The sequence below is a fragment of the Nocardioides sp. genome (assembly GCF_030149505.1).
Lineage (GTDB): Bacteria > Actinomycetota > Actinomycetes > Propionibacteriales > Nocardioidaceae > Nocardioides.
Window position 1 is genome coordinate 15,447 of the sequence record NZ_JASBRN010000014.1, and the last position, 20,064, is coordinate 35,510.

The window sequence follows — 20,064 nt, forward strand, 5'->3', positions numbered from 1 at the left end:
GCGGGGGTGTGGTCGTGACCATCCGGAGGACGTGGCGTGCGCCCGGCCCACCTGGTGGGCAGCGAGTCCCGTCATCGTCGTCAAGCAGCAGACCGAAGTCGCCTCATCCAGGCCATCCGGACCGCTGGCAGGCGGGGCAACCGGGTTCGCCTCGAACTTCGGTACGTCCTTTGACGAAGCTTCAGTCGCGGACGAGGCCGCCGTACTTCTCCAGGTAGCCCGCGCCCTCCTCGTCGAGCCGCCCGTGGGCCTGGGCGACCCGAGCCCACCGCACGGTCATGGCGGCGAACCGCATCGGGTTGTAGACGTCCTCCTCGCGGCTGAACATGCCGTCCCCGGCGTAGGTCATGATCGTGATGTTCGACTCCTCGTGCAGCGAGCCGTCGCCGGGGTCGGGCATCAGGTTGCGCACCTCGCACACCAGCCGCCCGGCGTCAGGGTCGACGACCTGCCAAGCGAGCGGGAAGCCGGTCATGGTGCCGCCGGGGAAGCTCGTCATCGTCCGGACGGACCAGGCGCGGATCTCGTCGCGGCCGTGGAAGGTCCCGAAGGCGTGCTCGACGTACGTCGCGTCCTCGGTGAAGAGGTCGGCGAACCGCTCCCACCGGCCGGTCTCGGTGAACTCCTGGACGTGGCCGTGGAAGACCTCGTAGGCGCGGGTGATCTCGGCGGCGCTCCATCTGCTCACGACGGGCATCCAAGCGGTTCCGGCTGGACTGCGCCACGGCTCATGCGTGGGCAGCCGGCCGCGCAGGCTCCCGCGGCGTGCAGCTGGGCCGGCAGCTCGGGCGCTGCCTCGACCGGTCTAGACGCCGCGCAGTGGCCTCGTCATCGTGACCGGACTCACTCGTTGTCCGACCCACACATCGCGCCGCGCGTTGTTCGGGAGGGTCTTCGCCATGGTTCGTGCGCCGTTGTCCATCGCTGCCACTGCACTGGCAGCCGTCCTCGCGACGACGGGCACCGCCTCCGTGGCGGCCATCGCGCTCACGGCTGGCGACGCCGCCGACGCGCCGGCCACCGCGCAGCGTGCCGACTGCGTCCCGGAGCAGCAGGCCCTGGCGGCAGCGGAGGCCGAGTTCGCGGACGCTCGCGCGGCGAAGCGCGCCGCCCGAGCCGACGCCCGCAACGCCGAGACCAAGAAGGAGCGCCGAGAGGCCAAGCAGCGGGCCCGTGACGCCAAGCAGCGCCAGCGGGACGCGTCCGACGCCGTCGTGCAGCGGCGGATCAAGCTCGAGGCCTGCCGCGCCTCGGCGTCCGCCTCCCCCACGGAGTCGACCGGGACCGCCTCCCCCACCGAGTCCCCGACCGCGACGGCCACGGTGACCGAGACGGCCACCGCCACCGCGACGGCGACCGCCACGGCCACTGCGACCGCGACCGCCACGACGACGGTCACCGTCACGCCGACCCCGTCGCCCACGGCCACCACCACCGCTCCGGCCACGACGCCGACCCCCTCGCCCTCGCCGACGACCGACCCGAACCCCATCTGCGTCCTGCCGCTGCCGCTGCTTTGCGGCCCGGCGCCGGCTCCGCCTGCCCTTCCCGGTCTCGACGACCTGCCCCTGGACCCCAGCGCCTTCCCCATCCCCACCGACCCCAGCGACCTGCCCCTGCCGATCCCCGGTCTTCCCGGCGGCGAGGACCCCGGCGACGGCGACGGCGACGGTGACGGTGACGGCGAGCAGCCCGTGCCCACGCCCCTGGACCCCGTCATCGACGGCGTCGAGATGATCCCCGTCCTCGGCGAGCAGCTCGCCCCCGTCGTCCAGACCGTCGCAGAGGCCCTCTTCGGCAACATCCCCGCACCCGACGGCCTGCCCGCACCCGACGGCCTGCCCGGACTCGACCAGCTCCCCGAGCTCGACCCCAGCGCCCTGCCGATCCCCACCGACCCCAGCGACCTGCCCCTGCCGATCCCCGGTCTTCCCGACGGCGAGGACCCCGGCGATGGCGACGGCGACGGCGACGGCGACGGCGACGGCGAGCAGCCCGTGCCCACGCCCCTGGACCCCGTCATCGACGGCGTCCAGATGATCCCCGTCCTCGGCGAGCAGCTCGCCCCCGTCGTCCAGACCGTCGCCGAGGCCCTCTTCGGCAACATCCCCGCACCCGACGGCCTGCCCAGCCCCGACGGCCTGCCCGGACTCGACGAGCTGCCCGGGCTCGACAACCTCCCGGACCTTCCCGGCACTCCTGGCGCCCCGGCTCCGCAGGATGTTCCGCAGGAGCTGCAGGAAGCCGTCATGACGGCCCTTCAGGATGCTGCGGAGCAGCTGCCTCCAGCGCCAGCGACCCCTCAGGAGGTCACCGAGCAGGTCCAGGCGGCACTGATCACCGTCGTGGGAATGCTGCCCCTGCAGCCGCCTTCTCTTCCGTCGCCTGGCGATCCCGGCACCCCCGCGCCTGACCTCCAGGCCCTTCCGCAGGCGATTCAGTCCGCAGTGGCACCCATCGCTCCGAGTCCCGAGGCGCTGACGTCGCTCATCCCGTCGACGGGTGCAACGCCGTCACTCCCGCTGCCCACTCCGGCGCTCGCGTCGGCGACGGCTGCGGCGAGTCCCGTGCTCTCCCCGGCGTGCAGTGCGGCCAACGGAAACGCCCAGCTGCCGGCAGGGCTGTGCCCGAGCACGGGCACCACGCCGAGCCCGGTCGCTCTCCCGACCGCCCTCGAGACCGCGCTCGCGCCGGTGACCTCGATGCTGCCGTCGATCATCCCGGCGCCTGTCCAGTCGGTCCTGCCGGTCGTCTGCGTGAAGCCGCTCGCGAAGCTCTGCGGGAAGTAGCCCAGACCCACGAACGCGGGGGCGGGTCAGGTCATGCGTGACCGACCCGCCCCCGCGTCGTTGGACCGACGGTAAAGGAGTTTCGCCACCACTTCGGAAGGCCCACCCATGGTTCGCACCCAGCTCAAGGTCGTCATCACGGCCCTGCTCGGCGTCCTGCTGCTGACCGGCTCGACGGCCCTCGCGACCGTCGGCTGGGCCGGCGCCGGCTCGCCCACGATCGACGCGGCTGCCCAGGCCGCGCAGCGCAGCAACCACTGCACCGACGAGGAGCGCGCCGTCGAGCGCGCCGAGGACGAGCTGCAGGCCGCGCAGAAGCAGAAGCGCAACGCCAAGAAGCAGCTCAAGCAGGCCGACACCAAGGCCGAGAAGCGCAAGGCGAAGCGGAAGGTCCGCGCGGCCAAGGCCCGCGTCGCCGACGCGCGCGAGGAGCTCGACCGCGCGGAGCGCGAGCTCGAGGAGTGCGAATCCTCCCCGTCCACCACCGCCACGACCAGCCCGACCGGTACGGCGACCGCGACCACCAGCCCCACTGGCACGGCCACGGCCACGGCCACGACGAGCCCGACGGCGACGACCTCCCCCACGACCGACCCGGAGAACCCGCTCTGCGAGTTCCTCCCGCTGCCCGGGCTCTGCGACGCCGAGGAGCCGACCGCCACAGCCTCCCCGAGCGGCACGGCGACCGCCACCACCTCCCCGACGGGCACCGCGACCGCTACGACCAGCCCGACCGGCACCGCCACCGCCACGACCAGCCCGACCGGGACGGCGACGCCCAGCGACGAGCCGACCTGCCTCATCCCGGGCACGCCGCTCTGCCTTCCCTGAGCCACAGCAGCACGGAGGCCCCGCGACCGTCCGGTCGCGGGGCCTCGGCATCTCCTGCCCTCGTCACGCGCTGACGACCGGAGTGCGTGCGTCGCACCAGGTACGTCGCAGACCCTCCGGTCGAGTCGTCTGAGTCGCCATCCGACGTACGACGCCTGCCTCGCCCTCAGGTCGGCCCGGTCGGCTGCCGATAATCCTGACGCCCGTCACGGCTGCTCGACACCGCCCTCCCACGATCGGCTCGAACCACGTGCCCGAAGGTCCTAGGACCATCGCCTTCGGTCCCCTCGGGGCATACCGTGATCGGGCTCACCCGCTGCCGGCCCCCGGCCAGCCCCCCATCAAGAAGTCTCACGTGAAGCACACCCGCACCGTCCTGGCCTCGCTTGCCGGCCTCACCCTGACCGTCGGCATGGTGACCGGCGCCGCGTCCCTGTCCGCCGCCCACCCCGACGACCACCAGGGCCACGGCCCCGACAAGGTGGCCTGCGCCAAGGAGCAGAAGCAGTACGACAAGGCGGTCGCGAAGTTCGAGGCCCTCCAGGCGAAGTTCGCGGAGGCCAAGGACGAGGCCGAGGACGCGGAAGGCACCGAGGACGAGGCCGAGGCGACCGAGGAGGTCCAGGAGACCAAGAAGGCCAAGAAGGCGCAGGCCAAGCGGGTCGAGAAGAAGCTCGCCAAGCTCGAGAAGTGCCAGGGCGAGCAGCCGACGGAGACCGCCGAGCCCACCGAGACCGCCGAGCCCACGGAGACCCCGGAGCCGACCGAGGCGACGGAGACCCCTGCTCCCTGAGCGTCTCCCCCCAGTCCCTGACCCCCGCGCCCGCCCCCCGGCTGCGGGGGTCAGGTCTTTTCCAGCCTCCCCCCGTCCCACGAGCGTCGGGGCCGGGGCGGCGCGCTCTCCGAGGTCTGGAACCCTGGGCCCATGAGCACCCCCGGCCCCCTGCCGACCGCGCAGGACGTGGACGCGGCGACCGCGAGGCTGGCCGCGGTGCTCGAGCCGACCCCGCTGCAGCGCAGCGCCCGCCTCTCGGACGCGACCGGGCTCGAGGTGTGGCTCAAGCGCGAGGACCTCCAGCCGGTCCGCTCCTACAAGGTGCGCGGCGCCTCCGCGCTCATCGGATCCCTCGACGAGGGGACCCGCGCCCGTGGCGTGACCTGCGCGTCGGCGGGCAACCACGCCCAGGGCGTCGCGCTGGCCTGCGCGCAGGCCGGAGTCCGCGCGCGGGTGCACCTCCCCCGCACGACGCCCCGCCAGAAGCGCGAGCGGATCGCGGTGCTCGGCGGCTCGCTGGTCGACGTCGTCATCGTCGGCGACACCTACGACGACGCGGCCGCAGCCAGCGCGGCGTGGGCTCGCGAGTCCGGCGCCACCCCGGTGCCCGCCTTCGACGACCCCCGCACGATCACGGGCCAGGGCACGGTGGCGAGCGAGGTCGCCGCGCAGGCCGAGGCGGCGGGCCTGGACCTCGCCACCCTCGTCGTCCCGGTCGGGGGCGGCGGGCTGATCGCCGGCTCCCTGACCTGGCTGGCCGAGCGGCGCCCCCACGTGACCGTCGTCGGCGCCGAGCCCGCCGGCGCTGCCAGCATGGCCGCCGCCCTCGCGGCAGGGGCGCCGGTGGACCTGCAGTCGTTGGACGGCTTCGTCGACGGTGCCGCCGTACGCCGGGTCGGTGACTGGACCCACGCCGTCGTCGACCGGCACCGGCCCCGGCTCGTGGCGGTGCCCGAGGGCGCGGTCTGCGTGGAGATGCTGGCGCTCTACCAGTCCGACGGCATCATCGCCGAGCCCGCCGGCGCCCTGGCGAGCGCAGCGCTCGACCAGCTGCGCCCCCACGAGCGGCCGGCCGACGGCCGCGCCGTCGTCGTGATCCTCTCCGGGGGCAACAACGACGTCAGCCGCTACGCCGAGGTCGTCGAGCGAGCGCTCGTCCACGAGGGCCTCAAGCACTACTTCCTGGTGGAGTTCCCCCAGGAGCCGGGGGCACTGCGCCGCTTCCTCGACGAGGTGCTCGGCCCCGATGACGACATCACGCTCTTCGAGTACGTCAAGCGCAACAACCGCGAGACCGGGCCGGCCCTGGTGGGGGTCGAGCTGCAGGATGCCGCGGACCACGCACCCCTCCTGGCGCGGATGGCCGCCTCGCCCCTGCGGGTCGAGCCGGTCCCGCCCGAGAGCCCCCTGTTCCGCTTCGTCCATTAGCACGGAGCGATCCGGGGCGGGGGGACCGGCCCCGGCCCCGACACGGTCCACGCCCGGGCGCCGCGTTTCACACGCTCACGAGCGGGCAGTACGGTGACAGCGACGTGGCCCACCCATCAGCCCCGTCGTTCACGCCTGCTGTCCCGCACAGGAAACCGGCGCGAGGCCGTGACCCGGCCCCGGTTCCCGCGTTGCACCTGACAGGGGGACTGTCCGGCTGCTCCTGCGGTCGGCGTACAACACGAGAACCACCTGGGAGGGTGCCCGACATGGGGAACACGACACGACGACTCGCACGCGGCGGCGCGGTGCTCACCACTGCCGCCGTGCTCACGGTCAGCGCCGGTCCGGCGTTGGCTGCCGAGCCGGTCGCACGGGCCAGCGCCACGGGGCTGCGCCTCACGCTGGTCGGCACGCCCACGGACAGCGGCACCTACAGCGTCACCAACGACGGGAAGCGCGAGACCGCCACCGGCTCCAACGAGCCTGCGATCTCCGCCCTCGGCGGCCAGAACTTCATCCAGTTGGGCACGCTCGCGCAGGACGCCGGCACGGTCATCCGTGACGGGCGCGGCTTCTCCGCGGCCTGCGCCGGCCTGGCCGGTGACGGGGCCATCCTCGTCGAGGTGGCCGACGGCGCCTGCATCGAACCCGGTGAGAACGTCGCCCTCAGTGCCGGCACGATCGACCTCACCGACCTGCAGCTTCTCGGCGACCCGTTCCCGCAGGAGTTGCAGGATGCACTGGCACCCGTTCTGGAGCCGCTTCTGGCAGGCCTCACCCGTGCCTTGGAGGCAGTTCTGGGGGCCACCGGGCTGGAGGTCGGTCTCGATGTCGGTGCGGTGCAGAGCTTCTGCACCGCACAGCCCGGGTCGGCCACGGGGGATGCAGACCTCACCGATGTCTCACTGTTCGCCTCGCTGGCCGGACAGCGCATCGATCTCGTCGAACTGCCGACCAACGCTCCCCCCAACACGAAGTTGCTCACCGACCTGGGCGTGGTGGTGGACACCATCCTTGAAGGTCTGCGCACGCAGCTGGAGACTGCCCTCGGCGGCCTGCTGGCGCCGGTGGCCGCTGTGGTGGATGCTGCCGACGTACTGACGGAGGTGCTCAACCAAGTGGGATCTCAACTTGCCCCACTCGAAGAGAACCTTCTGGAACTCACGCTCAACAAGCAGGAGTTCCCCAGCGACGACTCCATCGAGGTCACCGCGCTGGACCTCAACCTGCTGCCTGCGGCCGAGACCGCCGGCTTCCAGGTGCTGAGCGCCCAGATCGGCGAGTCCGCCTGCGGCCCCAACAACCGCGTCGCGGCCGACCCGGACCCCGACCCGGACCCCGACCCGAACCCGCAGCCCCAGCCGGTCCCGACCGCGGTGCCCGCGGGCGTCGAGAGCGCGGGCCCCGGTGACGACGGCCTCGGTGCCGGCGGCAACCTGGCGCTGCTGGCCCTGGTCGCCCTGTCGGCCGGTGCGGGCGTGGCGAGCTACCGCCGCAGCCTGCGCGCCTGATCAGCGCAGCCTGAGGGACACCGCATGAACGACCAGCCGGCCACCGGTGGGAGCACCCGCTCCCCCGGTGTCCGGCTGGACTCGTTCCTGGGCCGACTCAGCGGCGCGCTGGCAAGCGTGAGCACCGCCCTGCTGCTGCTCAGCGGCGGCCTGGTGGTCGGCGGGCTGGTCATCCCCTCGGAGGAGCCGCCGCCGAGGTCGGCGTACCGCTCGCTCGACCCGGCCGATCCCGTCCTGCTCCTGGTCCCGTCGCTCGACATCGAGGCGCCCGTCGTGCCGATCGCGCTCAGCGAGGACCTCGTGCTCGACCCGCCCCGCGACGTGGTCGACGTGGGCTGGTGGGACGCCAGCGCGCAGCCCGGCTCGGCGACCGGCTCGACGGTCATCGCCGGCCACACCGTGAAGACCGGCGGCGGCGCGCTCGACCCGCTCCGCGACGTACGCCGGGGGGCGGTCGTCGACGTGCGTACCGCCGAGGGCACGATGCGCTACCTCGTCCAGCGCAAGAAGGTCTACGACAAGGACGAGCTGGCCGTGAACGCGGTCGACGTCTTCGGCCAGGAGGCCGGCGACGGGCGCCTGGTCCTGGTCTCGTGCACCGACTGGGACGGCACGGGCTACGCCTCCAACGTGGTCGTCTTCGCCGTCGCGCTCGGCGAGCCCCGCGAGCAAGGCACCACGAGCGCCGCCCCCGTGCGCTGAGCCGGGCTCAGGCGCGCGCAGCGACCCCGAGCACCCAGGGCAGCGCCCGCATGCCCGAGGTGGGGTACTCCGCCGCGCGGCGGCGCACCTCGACGTACACCCGGCACAACAGCTGCTCCGCCGAGACCCGGTCACCCCGGGTGCGGGCGAGCGCGAGGCGCAGCGCAGGCTCCGCGGTGCCGTCGTAGACCTGCGCCAGCGCCTCGCGCCGACCCCGGGCCAGGTCGACCAGCGAGGCGTGGAGGTCGTCGAAGGTCTCCGCGCGCAGGGGAATGGCCGAGGTCATGCCCTCACGGTGTCCCGATACCGCTTGCTTCCGCTCACCCCTAGGAGTGGTGCGAGGTCACGAATGCGTGAACACGCGCGCCACGGCGCGCAGGCCGCACCGACACGTCACCACTCCGTCACCCCTCCGGGGTCGACACCGCCGGTGGCGTGCGCGACGGTGGAGACCCGTCTCGGAGAGGACTCCGCCATGCCAGGACCGGCCACACCCGGCGCGACCGCCGGGTGGGACCCCAGCACCGTCGTCGCCCGCTTCGAGCAGGTGCGCTCGCACACCGAGCTCCTGGCGGCCCCGCTGTCCCCGGAGGACCAGACGGTCCAGTCCATGCCCGACGTCTCGCCCACCAAGTGGCACCGCGCGCACGTCACGTGGTTCTTCGAGACCTTCCTGCTCGCCGAGCACGAGGACGGTTTCACGCCGTTCCAGGAGCAGTACTGGTTCCTCTTCAACAGCTACTACGAGTCCCTCGGTCCGCGCTACGCCCGACCCGACCGCGGACTGGTGACCCGGCCCGGTGCCCACGAGGTCGGTGACTACCGCCGCAACGTCGACGCCCGCGTGCGCGAGCTGGTCGAGCGGCTCGACGACGGCGCCCTCGGCAAGCTCGCCCCGGTGCTCGAGCTCGGCTTCCACCACGAGCAGCAGCACCAGGAGCTGCTGCTCATGGACATCAAGCACGTCCTGTCCCGCAACCCCCTCCAGCCGTCGTACGCCGGTGGGAGGCGGGCGCCCGGGGAGCCGGACCGCCTGGGGTGGCTGGAGGTGGAGGGCGGCCTGGTCGAGGTCGGTCACGGTGGCGACGGCTTCTGCTTCGACAACGAGCTGCCCCGGCACCGCGAGTGGCTGGAGCCCTACCGGATCGCCGACCGGCTGGTGACCAACGGGGAGTGGCTGGCGTTCATGGCCGACGGCGGCTACGAGCGGCCGCAGCTGTGGCTGTCGGAGGGCTGGGCCCGGGTGCAGGCGGAGGGCTGGCGCGCCCCGTTCTACTGGTCCGAGCACGACGGGGTCTGGCTGGAGCACACGCTGCACGGCACCTGGCCGGTCGACCCGGCGAGCCCGGCCACGCACGTCTCGTTCTTCGAGGCCGAGGCCTACGCGACGTGGGCGGGCAAGCGGCTGCCGACCGAGGCCGAGTGGGAGCACGCGGCGGTCATCGACGGCCAGCGCGACCCAGGCGCGCCGACGCCGCAGGGAGCCAACCTGGCCGACCTGGAGTCCTTCCACCCGCGCGCAGCGGCCGCGCCGGGCACAGGCGGCCCGCGGCTGCGCCAGCTCTACGGCGACTGCTGGGAGTGGACCTCCTCGGCGTACCACCCCTACCCCGGCTTCCGCGCCCCTGATGGCGCGATCGGGGAGTACAACGGCAAGTTCATGTCCAACCAGATGGTGCTGCGGGGCGGCTGTGCACTCACGCCGCCCGACCACGCACGACTGACCTACCGCAACTTCTTCCCGCACGCTGCCCGCTGGGCGATGTCGGGGGTGCGGCTGGCCGACGGCGGCGCCCCCGTGCGCCAGGAGGAGCGCTCATGAGCCACCCGGTCCGACCCACCGTGCAGGTGCTGCTCGACGCCGACTGGGCGGCCGGCTCGCTGGTCGAGGACGTGCGCCGCGGCCTCGGCTCGCGCCCACTCACGCTGCCGCCGAAGTGGCTCTACGACGACGAGGGCTCGCGGCTCTTCGACGAGATCACCCGGCTGCCGGAGTACTACCCGACCGAGACCGAGCGGGCGATCCTGGCCCGGCACGCCGCCGACATCGTCGCCGCGAGCGACGCGACCACGCTCGTCGAGCTCGGCAGCGGCACCTCGGACAAGACCAGGATGCTGCTGGACGCGTTCACCGCCGCCGGGCGGCTGGAGCGCTTCGTGCCCGTCGACGTGGCCGAGCAGACCCTGCGCGACGCCGCCGACCTGCTCAGCCGCACCTACCCCGGCCTCGCGGTCGAGGCCTTGGTCGGTGACTTCACCCTGCACCTCGCCCACCTGCCGCCACGCAGGGCGAGCGGGTCGCGGATGGTCGCCTTCCTCGGGAGCACGATCGGCAACCTCTACCTCGAGGAGCGCCGCGCCTTCCTGGGTGCCCTGGCCGACTCGCTGGAGCCCGGCGACTGGTTGCTGCTGGGCACCGACCTGGTCAAGCCCGTGGACCGCCTGGTCGAGGCCTACCACGACGCCGCGGGGGTGACCGAGGCCTTCGTCCGCAACAGCCTGCACGTGCTCAACCGCGAGCTCGGGGCCGACTTCGACCCCGGCGCGTTCAGCTACGTGCCGTTCTGGGACGGGCAGATGGAGCGGATGGACCTGCGGCTGCGCGCCGAGGCGCCGCAGACCGTGCGAGTGCCGGGCGCCGACCTGGTGCTCGAGCTGGGCCTGGGCGAGGAGATCCGGGTGGAGATCTCCACCAAGTTCCGCCCGCACCTCGTGGCCGAGGAGCTCGCGGAGGCCGGCTTCGAGGTGGAGGGGGTCTGGGACGACGGCGAAGGCGTCACCGCGGGCGACTTCGCCCTCACGCTCGCCCGTCGGCGCTGACGTCGGGGTCCTCGCCCTCGGCCGCCCGGACCAGCGCGGCGCGCGCGCCGTCGAGGTAGCGCGCGACCACGTCGCGCTCCTCGGGGCTGAACCGCGCGTCGAGCTCGGCCAGCGCCCGGAACATCGGCAGCAGGTGGCCCAGCACCTCCTCGCGGCCGGACTGGGTGACGTGCAGCTCGACGCGACGCCGGTCCGAGGGGTGCGCCCGGCGCACGGCGTGGCCGTGCCCTTCCAGGCGATCGCCGACCCCGGTCGCCGCGGCGGTGGAGACCTCGAGCAGCCGGGCGAGCTCGGCGAACCCCACCGGGCCCTCGACGAGCCGCTCGAGCGTGACCAGCTCGGTCTCGGTGAGCCCGCTGCGGCGGGCGACGGCCGGGCGCACGCGCGAGCCGGCCCGCACGAGGCTGCGCAGCGCCGCGAGGGAGGGCGTCTGCTCCCAGGCGTCGGCGAACGCGGTCGCCGGACCGACCGGGTGACCCGGCTGCTTGGTGGTGTCGCTAATATCGCTCACTGAGTTAGCAATCAGTTGACTGAGAGAACAAGTGCAAGTCTGCCATGGCCCCCCACACCCCGCCCCGCTGGTCGACCTGGACGACCCGGGCCCGCGTCGCCCCGATCGCCGCGCTGGTGCCGCTGCTGCTCGGCGCGTGGCTGATCGTGGCCCTCGGCACCGCCGACCGCACGATCGGCGTGACCGACAACCTGCCCGAGGGCAGCGGCGCCGCGGAGGCGGCCCTGCTCGCCGAGCAGCTGCCCGAGGAGTCCAGCCGCACCGCGATCGTGCTGTGGACCGCGGAGTCCGGCGAGCTCACCGGCCCGGACCTGCAGGCGCTCGCCGGGGTCGTCGCCGACCTGGAGGGCACCGCCCCCGACGCAGCACCCATCCCCTCGGAGGACGGCACCGCCGCCCTGCTGCCGCTGGAGATCCAGGCCGAGGGCAACGTCGAGAACGCCGACGCCGTGGAGGAGCTGCGCGAGTCGCTCGCGGAGTCCGCGCCCGACGGCATCGAGGTCCAGGTCACCGGACCGGCCGCCGTCCAGGCCGACCTCGCGAAGGTCTTCGAGGGTGCGGACCTGACCCTGCTGGCCACCACCGCCGCCGTCGTCACGATCCTGCTCGTCCTCACCTACCGCAGCCCGATCCTCTGGGTGATCCCGCTGCTCGTCGTCGGCGTGGCCGACCGGCTCGCCGTCGTGCTGGCCACCCACGCGCTCGAGGCGACCGGCATCGCCTGGGACGAGTCGACCACCGGCATCCTGTCCGTGCTCGTCTTCGGAGCCGGCACCGACTACGCCCTGCTGCTCATCTCCCGCTACCGCGACGAGCTGCGGCAGGAGGAGTCGCGCCACGTCGCCATGGCTCGCGCCCTGCACCGCACCTCCGAGGCGGTCCTCAGCTCCTCGCTCACCGTCGTGGTCGGCGTGCTGACCCTGCTGCTCTCCCTCACCCCGGCCACGCGGGGGCTCGGCCTGGCCAGCGCCGTCGGCATCGTCGTGGCCGCGACCATGGTCCTCGTGGTCCTGCCCGCCGCGCTGGTGGTCTTCGGTCGCTGGATCTTCTGGCCGCGCGTGCCGAAGATCGGCTCGCAGGGCACCGTCGACACCGCCCGCCTGTGGCGCCGCGTGGGTCGCAGCGTGGCCGCCCGACCGGCGACCGTCGCCGTCGCCTCCGGGCTGCTGCTGGTGCTGGTGGCCCTGCCCGCCCTGGGCATCAAGACCGGCCTGGGTCTCTCGGACCAGTTCCTCGACGAGCCCGAGGCGATCACCGCCGCCGAGCGGCTGGGCGAGTCCTTCCCCTCCGGCACCACCGAGCCCGCCCGTGTCCTCTCGACCGCCGCACCGCAGGAGGTCCTCGCCGCGGTGGAGTCCTCCGGCTCCGTGGCCTCGGCTCGGATCAGCGCCGAGGGAGGCGGGGTCGTGCAGGTCGACGCCGTCCTGGCCGCCGACCCCGGGACCGAGGAGGCCCAGGACGCGGTGCTGCAGCTGCGCGACGACCTCGACGCGGCCGACCTACCCGGGGAGACCCACGTCGCCGGCAGCGACGCCTCGCGGATCGACGAGCGCGACGCGGCCAACCGCGACCGCGTGCGGATCCTGCCGCTGATCCTGGGCCTGGTGCTGCTCGCCCTCGTCGGCCTGCTCCGGTCGCTGGTCGCGCCGATCATCCTGGTGGGCACGGTCGTGGCGACGTACGCCGCCGCGCTCGGCATCTCCTGGATCCTCTTCACCCAGGTGCTCGGCTTCGAGCGGCTCGACGTGGGCACGCCGCTCCTGGCGTTCCTCTTCCTGGTGGCCCTCGGCGTGGACTACAACATCTTCCTCGTCACCCGGGCCCGCGAGGAGGCCGAGACCCACGGGACCGAGGAGGGCGTGCTGCGGGCGCTCGCCGCGACCGGTGGCGTGATCACCAGCGCGGGCGTGCTGCTGGCGGCCGTCTTCGCCACCCTCGGCGTGCTGCCGCTGGTGGTGCTGGCCCAGCTGGGCGTGGTGATCTGCGTCGGCGTCCTGCTCGACACGCTGCTCGTGCGCACCGTGCTGGTGCCCGCGATCGCGGTGCGGCTGGGCGAGCGCTTCTGGTGGCCGAGGCGGGTGGGCGGCTCCGTAAGGGACGCGGAGGTCACCACGCGCTGAGCGTGCGGTGACGCGCGGCACGGTGACCGTCGTCGCACCAACGTGCACACTGTCGGTATGTCGGCCCAGCCCTCCCTCGCGCCCGCACCTCCCGCCCCGACCCGCGCCCGGCAGAGCCTGCGCGAACGCGCCGTCGGCGGGGTCAAGCAGCGGGTCCGCTGGGGGCTCGGCCACGGCCTGCCCAGCCGACTGATGCACCGCGCGGCCAAGCGCGGGGACCTGCAGGGGCAGCTGGTGACGCGCACCGGCTCCGGCGACAGCAGCGCCCTGTGGCCGATCGTCGAGCAGGTCCGTGCGAGCGGGCCGATCCACAAGTCCTCGTTCGCCTACGTCACGGTCTCCCTGCCCGTGGTGCGCGAGGTGCTGACCAGCAACGACTTCCACGCCGGGGTCTTCCTGCCCGGCGAGGGCCCGCTCGGCAAGCTCGCGCTGTGGGCCGAGGAGCCCGAACGGATCGGTCCGCTCAACCCGCCCTCGCTGCTGGTGGTCGAGCCGCCCGAGCACACCCGCTACCGCAAGCTCGTCACGCGGGTCTTTACCGTCAAGGCCGTCGAGGAGCTGCGCCAGCGCACCCAGGAGATCGCCGACCGGCTGCTCGACGACCTCGAGGCCCGGGCCGCGGCCGGCGAGCCGGTCGACATCGTGCCGACGTACTGCGCCGCCCTCCCCGTCACCGTCATCGCGGAGATCCTGGGGGTGCCCGAGGCGGACCGCCAGCGCGTCCTGGACTTCGGTACGGCGGCAGCCCCCTCGCTCGACCTGGGGCTCTCCTTCGGCGAGATGCGCGCGGTCGAGGCGGCGCTCGACGACTTCCGGACGTGGCTGATCGCCCACCTGGACCACCTGCGCGAGAACCGCGGCGACGACCTGCTCTCCCGCCTCGTCGCGATCCAGGACGAGGACGGCGGCCTGAGCCAGGCCGAGCTGCTCGCGACCGCGGGCCTCGTGCTGGCCGCGGGCTTCGAGACGACCGTCAACCTGCTCTCCAACGGCACCGCCCTGCTCCACGAGCACCCGGAGCAGCGTGCGCTGCTGCGCGAGGACCCCTCGCTGTGGGGCAACGCCGTCGACGAGGTCCTGCGCTACGACCCGCCGGTGCTGCTGACCGGTCGCACCGCCCTGCGCGACACCACCGTCGCGGGCAAGCAGGTCACGGCCGGCTCGGTCGTCACGACGCTGCTCGCCGGGGCCAACCGCGACCCCGAGGTCTTCACCGACCCGCACACCTTCGACGTCACCCGCGAGAACGCCCGCGACCACGTGGCCTTCTCCGCCGGCCGGCACTACTGCCTGGGAGCCGCCCTGGCCCGGATGGAGGGCGGGGTCGGCCTCAAGGCGCTGCACGACCGGTTCCCCGACCTGGCCGTCGTGCCCGGCGGCACCCGGCGTCCGACCCGCATCCTCCGCGGCTGGGAGACCCTCCCCGTCCGGCTCTCCTGAAACCCGCCGAACCGTCACTTCCGCACCGCCGAACCGTCAGGAAAGAACCCCCGACCCGTCACCTCCGCACACGGGACGGTGCGGAAGTGACGGGTCGAGGGTTCAGAACTGACGGTTCGGCGGTCCAGGTCAGCCCAGGTCGGAGGCGACCCGGCGGTGGGCCTCCCAGATCTCCTCGGGCAGCCGGTCGAACTGCTTGAGGTGCTCCTCGCGGAAGCCCATCTCCTGGCGCCACCGGTCGGTGTCGATCGTCAGCAGCCGGTGGAGGTCCTCGGCGGGCACCTCGAGACCGTCCATGACCAGCTCGGACTCGGCGGGGATGACGCCGACGGGGGTCTGCACGCCCTTGACCTCCCCGTCCTTGAACTGCATCAGCCACAGCAGCGGGCGGAGGTTCTCGCGGTAGCCGGGCCACAAGTAGTGGCCGTCCCCTCCGTCTGACATGTCGCGCTGGAACCAGTTGACGTGGGCGAAGATCGGCGGGTTGCTGGCCTCGCCGATGATCGTGAGCCAGTGCGCGGCGTAGTCGCCCTCGCCGTAGGCCATGAAGGGCCGCATCGACATCGGGTCGTAGCGCAGCTGGCCGTCGAGACCGTCGGCGGCGAAGGTCGCCTCGGCACCGAGCGTGAGGCCGTCGTACACGCCCTCGGCGAGGTCGGTGATCGCGCGGATCAGCGGCTCGCGGTCACGGGTGCGGCCGCCGAAGATGATCGCGTCGACCGGGACGCCCTGCGGTGCCTCGAAGTCGGCGGCGACGTTGGGGACGTTGGCGAGCGTGGTGGTGAAGCGGCTGTTGGGGTGCGCCCACGGGGAGTCGTCGCCGTTCTCCCGGTCGGCGATCCGCTCGCCCTTCCAGTCCAGCCAGCCGTCGAGGTCGGCGGGCGGGTTCTTCGTCTTGCCCTCCCACCACACCTCCTGCGTCTTCTCGTTGTAGGCGACGTTGGTGAAGATCGCACCGCTGCCGGGCTGGATGGAGTCCAGCGCGCCGGGGTTGGTGGAGGCGTTGGTGTCCTTGGCGACGCCGAAGACGCCGTACTCCGGGTTCATGGCGTAGACGCGGCCGTCGTCGCCGACCCACAGCCAGGCGATGTCGTCGCCGTAGAAGTCGACGCGGTAGCGCGAGCCGAGCGCGTCGGGGGCCAGGGTCATGGCGAGGTTGGTCTTGCCCGAGGCGCTGGGGAAGCCGCCGGCGATGTGCCAGCGCTTGCCGGTCTCGAGGTCGGAGATGCCCAGGAGCATGAACTGCTCGGCGAGGAAGCGGCCCGACGCGCGGCCGTCGTAGCAGGCCTGGCGCAGGCCGTGCGCGATCTTGCCCAGCAGTGCGTTGCCGCCGTAGGAGGAGCCGAAGTGCAGGATCGTGCGCTGGTCGGCGACGGTCACGAAGTAGCGCTGGTCGTCGGGGGTGCCCTGGCCGAGGTTCTCCAGGTCGCCGGTGACGTGCACGGCGCGGACGAAGTGCGCGGGGTCCGCGAGCTGGTCGAGGTAGGAGACGCCCACACGCGCCATCCGGATCATCTGCAGCACGACCGGGCGGTTGTCGGTGAGCTCGACGCCGGCGGCGTACGCCTCGAGGGGCGAGCCCTGCGGCGCCATGAGGTAGGGGACGACGTACATCGTCTTGCCGGCCGACTGGCCGCGCATCCGCTCCAGCTGGGCGGCGCTCATCTCCTCGCCGTCACGCCAGTTGTTGTAGACGCCGCGGTCCTCGGGCTTCGAGGTCGCCACGATGGTGCGCTCCTCCGAGCGCGCGGTGTCCTTGAAGTAGGAGCGCGAGTAGTAGAGCCCCTCGCCGGCGGGCTGGAGCTCGCCGGCCTCGAGGGCCTCGGCGATGAGGCGGGCGTCGTCGGAGGCGTTGACCACCTCGACGCGGGCGGGCTGGGTGATCCCGGCCCAGTGGGTGACGTACTCCCGCACGTGCGGGTTGGAGACACCCGCCTCGTCGAGGACCTTCTCAACGTCGTTGCTGCTCACCGCGGTGGTGTCGACCATCGTTCGCCTTCCGGAGTCCGCCAGGTTCACGTCACGCTAGTCCGGAGCCGCGGCCCCGACCGGGCGGGGTGGGTTGGATCGTTCCAGTTGAGACGTACGACGGTGGGCGGGATCGGCCGGGTCGGCTCGACTCCGCCGGGGGTTGGGCCCACGGGGGCGAGGGGGAGGACACCGCCCCTTCGTCGGAACCAGTCCTCCCGCTCGTTCCTCACGGGAGGACGGCCAGGCCCATCCACCCTCCTCCGGGGCAGCGTCCTCCCCCTCGCCCCCGCGTGCCCCGGGTCGCCGGAGCCGACCGGTCCGGCTCGATGGAGCCGGGGACGTCAGCTCGCGCGGTCGGTGAGGCGCAGGACGTCGAGCAGGTAGCCCGCGGCGTCCCCGCCGACGCCGAGCGCGACCTCGACCGCGGCCGCGACGTCGAGGCCGTCGAGCAGGGCGGCGAGCACCCGGGCCCGACCCTCGGCGTCCTCGGTGCGGCTGCTCGGCGGACCGGCCGCCTCGTGCAGCCGGTCGAGGAGCGCGCCGGCGTCGGCGAAGACCTGCTCGTCGCACTCCCACGGCGCGTCGACCGGGCGGTGCAGCAGGCCGAGCCGCAGCACGGGGCCCGGGAAGCGCTGGAGCAGGTCGGCGACGAGGACGAGGTTGCCGGTGGACTTGGCCATCTTCTCCCCACCGAGCCGCACCTCCCCGACGTGCAGGGTGGCGCGGGCGAAGGGGACGACGCCGGTGGCGGCCTCGACCATCGCGGCCTGGTAGGCGTGGTGCGGGAAGGCGAGGTCGACGCCCCCGACCAGCACGTCGATGGCGTGACCGAGGCTGCTGATCGCCATCGCCGCGCACTCGGCGTGCCACCCGGGGCGGCCCCAGCCCCAGGGGCTGGGCCAGGCCGGCTGGTCGTCGGTCGAGGGACGCCACAGCGCGACGTCGAAGGGCGAGCGGCGTCCGGGGACGCCCTCCTGGTCGCCGTACTCCGTGGAGAGGCGCAGCGCGGTCTCCTCGTCGAGCCCGGCGCGGGCGGGGACGGCGGAGCCGTCGAAGTAGACGTGGCCGTCGTGCTCGTAGGCGGCGCCGGCGTCGAGCAGCGCGGCGGCCAGCCGCACGACCGCGGGCACGTGGCCACGGGCATGGGGCGTGAGGGCCGGTCGGGCGACGGCCAGGGCGGTCATGTCCCGGTCGAACTGGAACTCCTGCACCACCGCGAGCTCGTCGTAGTGGCGACCGGCCCGGGCCGCGGCCGCGGTCAGCACGTCGTCGACGTCGGTGACGTTGCGGGCCAGCACCGGCTGGGCTCCCGCCGCCCGCGCGACCGAGGCGAGGAGGTCGGCCCACACGAAGGTCGCCGCGTGGCCGACGTGGGTGACGTCGTACGGCGTGATGCCGCAGGTGTAGACGCGCAGCGGCGCCACCGGGAGCACCCGTGCACCGCCGAGCACCAGGGGGGCGGCGGGGGCGAGGGTCACGGGGTAGCGCCCCGACGGGCCGGGGTCGGACGCGGTGGCGGACATGCCCCGATCTTGCCCCACGGGCCGCCGGCGCGTGCGGGGACGCGGGCGGTCAGGCGGGGCGCAGGTGGGCGCGCCGGCGCAGGGCGTCGGCGTGGACGCGCTCCTGCTGCTCGCGCAGCCCCTCGAGCATCCGGGCCACGTCGCTGCCACGCAGGAAGGGCCTGCTGCGCGGGCGGTCGTCGTAAGCGCCGACCTCGACCGCGCGCTCCGCGGGCATCGGGTGGCCGAGCTGGATCTCGTAGATCGTCTCGGTCTCGGTGAAGCGCAGCCGGTCGACCGCGGCCCAGCGGTGCCGACCGTCGAGGTCGCGCACGACCACGACCTGACCGGCCTCGAGCGGCCGTCGCGCGCCGATGAGGCGGTGCGGCACGTCGAGGTGCTCGTGCTGGTCGAGCTGCTGCGTGCTGGCAGGAACGTCGACGAGGTCCATCAGGACCCTCCCCTGGTGCTGGTACCGACCGGCGTCCACCCCCATGGAACCGGCCGTCTCTCAGTAGACACCCCCCGGGGTGTCGGTCTCAACGAGCCGCGCCGGCCGGTCCAGACCGCGATCTGGACCCCGCTTGCATAGTTTAGGGCACCCTCACTTAGGTTTGCCTTACCTATTCTGATCCCGCTCGAGGAGAACCCATGCGCACCACCCGCGCCCTGCGACCGCTCGCCGCCGCCTGCGCCGTGTCCCTGCTGCTCGCCGCCTGCGGCACCGACGACGGCTCGTCCGCCGACGACCCCGCCGGTCCAACCGCCGGGAGCGGAGCCGACGGGGCCGACGCCTTCCCCGTCACGATCGAGCACGCCTTCGGCGAGACCGTGATCGAGGAGCGGCCCGAGCGGATCGCCTCGGTCGCCTGGATGAACCACGAGGTCCCTCTCGCGCTCGGCGTGGTCCCGGTGGGGATGAGCAAGGCCACGTGGGGCGACGACGACGGCGACGGCGTGCTCCCCTGGGTCGAGGCCGAGCTCGAGGAGCTGGGGGCCGAGACCCCGGTCCTCTTCGACGAGACCGAGGGGATCGACTTCGAGGCGGTGGCCGACACGGCGCCGGACGTGATCCTGGCGTCGTACTCCGGCCTCACGCAGGAGGAGTACGACACCCTCTCCAAGATCGCGCCCGTCGTCGCCTACCCCGAGGTGGCGTGGGGCACGTCCTTCCAGGACATGATCCGCCTCAACTCCGCTGCCCTCGGGCTCGCCGCGGAAGGCGACCAGCTCATCGCCGACCTCGATGCCGAAGTGGATGCCGCGCTCGCGAACTACCCCGAACTCGACGGCAAGCGCATCCTCTTCTCCTACATCGACCCCACCGACTTCAGCCAGATCGGGTTCTACACGAGCCACGACACGCGGCCGGGCTTCATCGAGAGCATCGGCCTCCCGGCGCCCGCGGTCGTCGAGGAGGAGTCGGCGAGCACGTCCGACTTCTACGTGACCGTGAGCTCCGAAGCCTCCGACCGCTTCGCCGACGTCGACGTGTTCGTGACCTACGGCGAGGCCGACGGGGCCATCATCGGTCAGCTGCAGTCCGACCCGCTCCTGGCCACGATCCCCGCGATCGCGAACGGGTCGATTGCCGTGCTGCAGAACTCGACCCCCCTCGCCGCCTCCGCCAACCCGTCGCCGCTGTCGATCAGCTGGGGCAT

The 20,064-nt window shown here is 73.2% G+C and carries 17 protein-coding genes; 11 read left to right on the forward strand and 6 right to left on the reverse strand.

All coding sequences use genetic code 11. The annotated features are described in order from the left end of the window. Window positions 1–181: 181 nt before the first annotated feature. Entirely contained in the window at window positions 182–688 is a 507-nt protein-coding gene (locus Q1V71_RS02710) for a nuclear transport factor 2 family protein (protein WP_300640443.1), read from the reverse strand. A gap of 211 nt (window positions 689–899) precedes the next feature. On the opposite strand from Q1V71_RS02710, the gene Q1V71_RS02715 reads away from it, so the two are divergent. The 6 genes from Q1V71_RS02715 to Q1V71_RS02740 all read left to right on the forward strand — a co-directional run bounded on the left by Q1V71_RS02715 (window position 900) and on the right by Q1V71_RS02740 (window position 8,039). After that, entirely contained in the window at window positions 900–2,789 is a 1,890-nt protein-coding gene (locus tag Q1V71_RS02715; protein ID WP_300640445.1) for a hypothetical protein, read from the forward strand. A 108-nt stretch (window positions 2,790–2,897) separates the two neighbouring features. Then, on the forward strand, window positions 2,898–3,620 hold the full coding sequence (locus Q1V71_RS02720) for a hypothetical protein (RefSeq protein ID WP_300640447.1): 723 nt from the start codon (window positions 2,898–2,900) through the stop codon (window positions 3,618–3,620). A gap of 355 nt (window positions 3,621–3,975) precedes the next feature. Next, window positions 3,976–4,413: a hypothetical protein gene (locus Q1V71_RS02725; RefSeq protein ID WP_300640450.1), complete on the forward strand. Its 438-nt coding sequence runs from the start codon at window positions 3,976–3,978 to the stop codon at window positions 4,411–4,413. Between the two features lie 132 nt (window positions 4,414–4,545). Continuing rightward, a complete protein-coding gene (gene ilvA / locus Q1V71_RS02730) occupies window positions 4,546–5,823 on the forward strand; it encodes a threonine ammonia-lyase IlvA (protein ID WP_300640453.1) in 1,278 nt (425 codons plus the stop codon). 326 nt (window positions 5,824–6,149) lie between these two features. Then, a complete protein-coding gene (locus tag Q1V71_RS02735; RefSeq protein WP_300640456.1) occupies window positions 6,150–7,337 on the forward strand; it encodes a hypothetical protein in 1,188 nt (395 codons plus the stop codon). Window positions 7,338–7,361: 24 nt separating this feature from the next. After that, window positions 7,362–8,039 (forward strand): class F sortase, encoded by a 678-nt coding sequence (locus Q1V71_RS02740; protein ID WP_300640459.1) that lies wholly within the window; start codon window positions 7,362–7,364, stop codon window positions 8,037–8,039. A gap of 7 nt (window positions 8,040–8,046) precedes the next feature. Here the strand turns inward: Q1V71_RS02740 and Q1V71_RS02745 are convergent, their stop codons facing one another. After that, window positions 8,047–8,325: a hypothetical protein gene (locus Q1V71_RS02745; RefSeq protein ID WP_300640462.1), complete on the reverse strand. Its 279-nt coding sequence runs from the start codon at window positions 8,323–8,325 to the stop codon at window positions 8,047–8,049. A 189-nt stretch (window positions 8,326–8,514) separates the two neighbouring features. Between Q1V71_RS02745 and egtB the strand changes: the two genes are divergently transcribed. Together egtB and egtD are read left to right on the forward strand one after the other, a co-directional pair. Next, window positions 8,515–9,861 carry an ergothioneine biosynthesis protein EgtB gene (gene egtB, locus Q1V71_RS02750; RefSeq protein WP_300640465.1) on the forward strand — a complete coding sequence of 449 codons (1,347 nt, stop codon included), beginning with the start codon at window positions 8,515–8,517 and terminating at the stop codon, window positions 9,859–9,861. Further along, a complete protein-coding gene (gene egtD / locus Q1V71_RS02755) occupies window positions 9,858–10,859 on the forward strand; it encodes an L-histidine N(alpha)-methyltransferase (RefSeq protein WP_300640468.1) in 1,002 nt (333 codons plus the stop codon). The genes egtB and egtD overlap by 4 nt, the downstream gene beginning before the upstream one ends. Here egtD and Q1V71_RS02760 read toward each other — a convergent pair. Further along, the gene (locus tag Q1V71_RS02760) at window positions 10,837–11,370 is read right to left on the reverse strand and encodes a MarR family transcriptional regulator (RefSeq protein WP_300640471.1); all 534 of its coding nucleotides are present in this window, start codon (window positions 11,368–11,370) and stop codon (window positions 10,837–10,839) included. The genes egtD and Q1V71_RS02760 overlap by 23 nt on opposite strands. Before the next feature lie 44 nt (window positions 11,371–11,414). On the opposite strand from Q1V71_RS02760, the gene Q1V71_RS02765 reads away from it, so the two are divergent. Together Q1V71_RS02765 and Q1V71_RS02770 are read left to right on the forward strand one after the other, a co-directional pair. Then, window positions 11,415–13,490 (forward strand): MMPL family transporter, encoded by a 2,076-nt coding sequence (locus Q1V71_RS02765; protein ID WP_300640473.1) that lies wholly within the window; start codon window positions 11,415–11,417, stop codon window positions 13,488–13,490. Window positions 13,491–13,547: 57 nt separating this feature from the next. Continuing rightward, window positions 13,548–14,930 (forward strand): cytochrome P450, encoded by a 1,383-nt coding sequence (locus Q1V71_RS02770; protein ID WP_300640476.1) that lies wholly within the window; start codon window positions 13,548–13,550, stop codon window positions 14,928–14,930. A 129-nt stretch (window positions 14,931–15,059) separates the two neighbouring features. Here Q1V71_RS02770 and Q1V71_RS02775 read toward each other — a convergent pair whose 3' ends face one another. The 3 genes from Q1V71_RS02775 to Q1V71_RS02785 all read right to left on the reverse strand — a co-directional run bounded on the left by Q1V71_RS02775 (window position 15,060) and on the right by Q1V71_RS02785 (window position 18,854). Further along, the gene (locus tag Q1V71_RS02775) at window positions 15,060–16,919 is read right to left on the reverse strand and encodes a phosphoenolpyruvate carboxykinase (GTP) (RefSeq protein ID WP_300640479.1); all 1,860 of its coding nucleotides are present in this window, start codon (window positions 16,917–16,919) and stop codon (window positions 15,060–15,062) included. A gap of 323 nt (window positions 16,920–17,242) precedes the next feature. Further along, window positions 17,243–18,424 (reverse strand): cysteine--tRNA ligase, encoded by a 1,182-nt coding sequence (locus Q1V71_RS02780; RefSeq protein ID WP_300640482.1) that lies wholly within the window; start codon window positions 18,422–18,424, stop codon window positions 17,243–17,245. A gap of 49 nt (window positions 18,425–18,473) precedes the next feature. Then, window positions 18,474–18,854: a hypothetical protein gene (locus Q1V71_RS02785; RefSeq protein WP_300640484.1), complete on the reverse strand. Its 381-nt coding sequence runs from the start codon at window positions 18,852–18,854 to the stop codon at window positions 18,474–18,476. A 200-nt stretch (window positions 18,855–19,054) separates the two neighbouring features. Here Q1V71_RS02785 and Q1V71_RS02790 point away from each other — a divergent pair. Further along, a partial coding sequence (locus tag Q1V71_RS02790; RefSeq protein WP_300640488.1) for an iron-siderophore ABC transporter substrate-binding protein occupies window positions 19,055–20,064 on the forward strand: 1,010 nt, incomplete at its 3' end.

Excerpts from the sequence above, each read along its gene's own strand:
- Q1V71_RS02765 (WP_300640473.1), top strand. The coding sequence starts at position 11,415 with ATGGCCCCCCACACCCCGCCCCGCTGGTCGACCTGGACGACCCGGGCC.
- Q1V71_RS02740 (WP_300640459.1), top strand. The coding sequence starts at position 7,362 with ATGAACGACCAGCCGGCCACCGGTGGGAGCACCCGCTCCCCCGGTGTC.
- Q1V71_RS02785 (WP_300640484.1), bottom strand. The coding sequence starts at position 18,854 with ATGGACCTCGTCGACGTTCCTGCCAGCACGCAGCAGCTCGACCAGCAC.
- Q1V71_RS02715 (WP_300640445.1), top strand. The coding sequence starts at position 900 with ATGGTTCGTGCGCCGTTGTCCATCGCTGCCACTGCACTGGCAGCCGTC.
- Q1V71_RS02745 (WP_300640462.1), bottom strand. The coding sequence starts at position 8,325 with ATGACCTCGGCCATTCCCCTGCGCGCGGAGACCTTCGACGACCTCCAC.
- egtB (WP_300640465.1), top strand. The coding sequence starts at position 8,515 with ATGCCAGGACCGGCCACACCCGGCGCGACCGCCGGGTGGGACCCCAGC.
- Q1V71_RS02770 (WP_300640476.1), top strand. The coding sequence starts at position 13,548 with ATGTCGGCCCAGCCCTCCCTCGCGCCCGCACCTCCCGCCCCGACCCGC.
- Q1V71_RS02720 (WP_300640447.1), top strand. The coding sequence starts at position 2,898 with ATGGTTCGCACCCAGCTCAAGGTCGTCATCACGGCCCTGCTCGGCGTC.
- egtD (WP_300640468.1), top strand. The coding sequence starts at position 9,858 with ATGAGCCACCCGGTCCGACCCACCGTGCAGGTGCTGCTCGACGCCGAC.
- ilvA (WP_300640453.1), top strand. The coding sequence starts at position 4,546 with ATGAGCACCCCCGGCCCCCTGCCGACCGCGCAGGACGTGGACGCGGCG.
- Q1V71_RS02775 (WP_300640479.1), bottom strand. The coding sequence starts at position 16,919 with ATGGTCGACACCACCGCGGTGAGCAGCAACGACGTTGAGAAGGTCCTC.
- Q1V71_RS02780 (WP_300640482.1), bottom strand. The coding sequence starts at position 18,424 with ATGTCCGCCACCGCGTCCGACCCCGGCCCGTCGGGGCGCTACCCCGTG.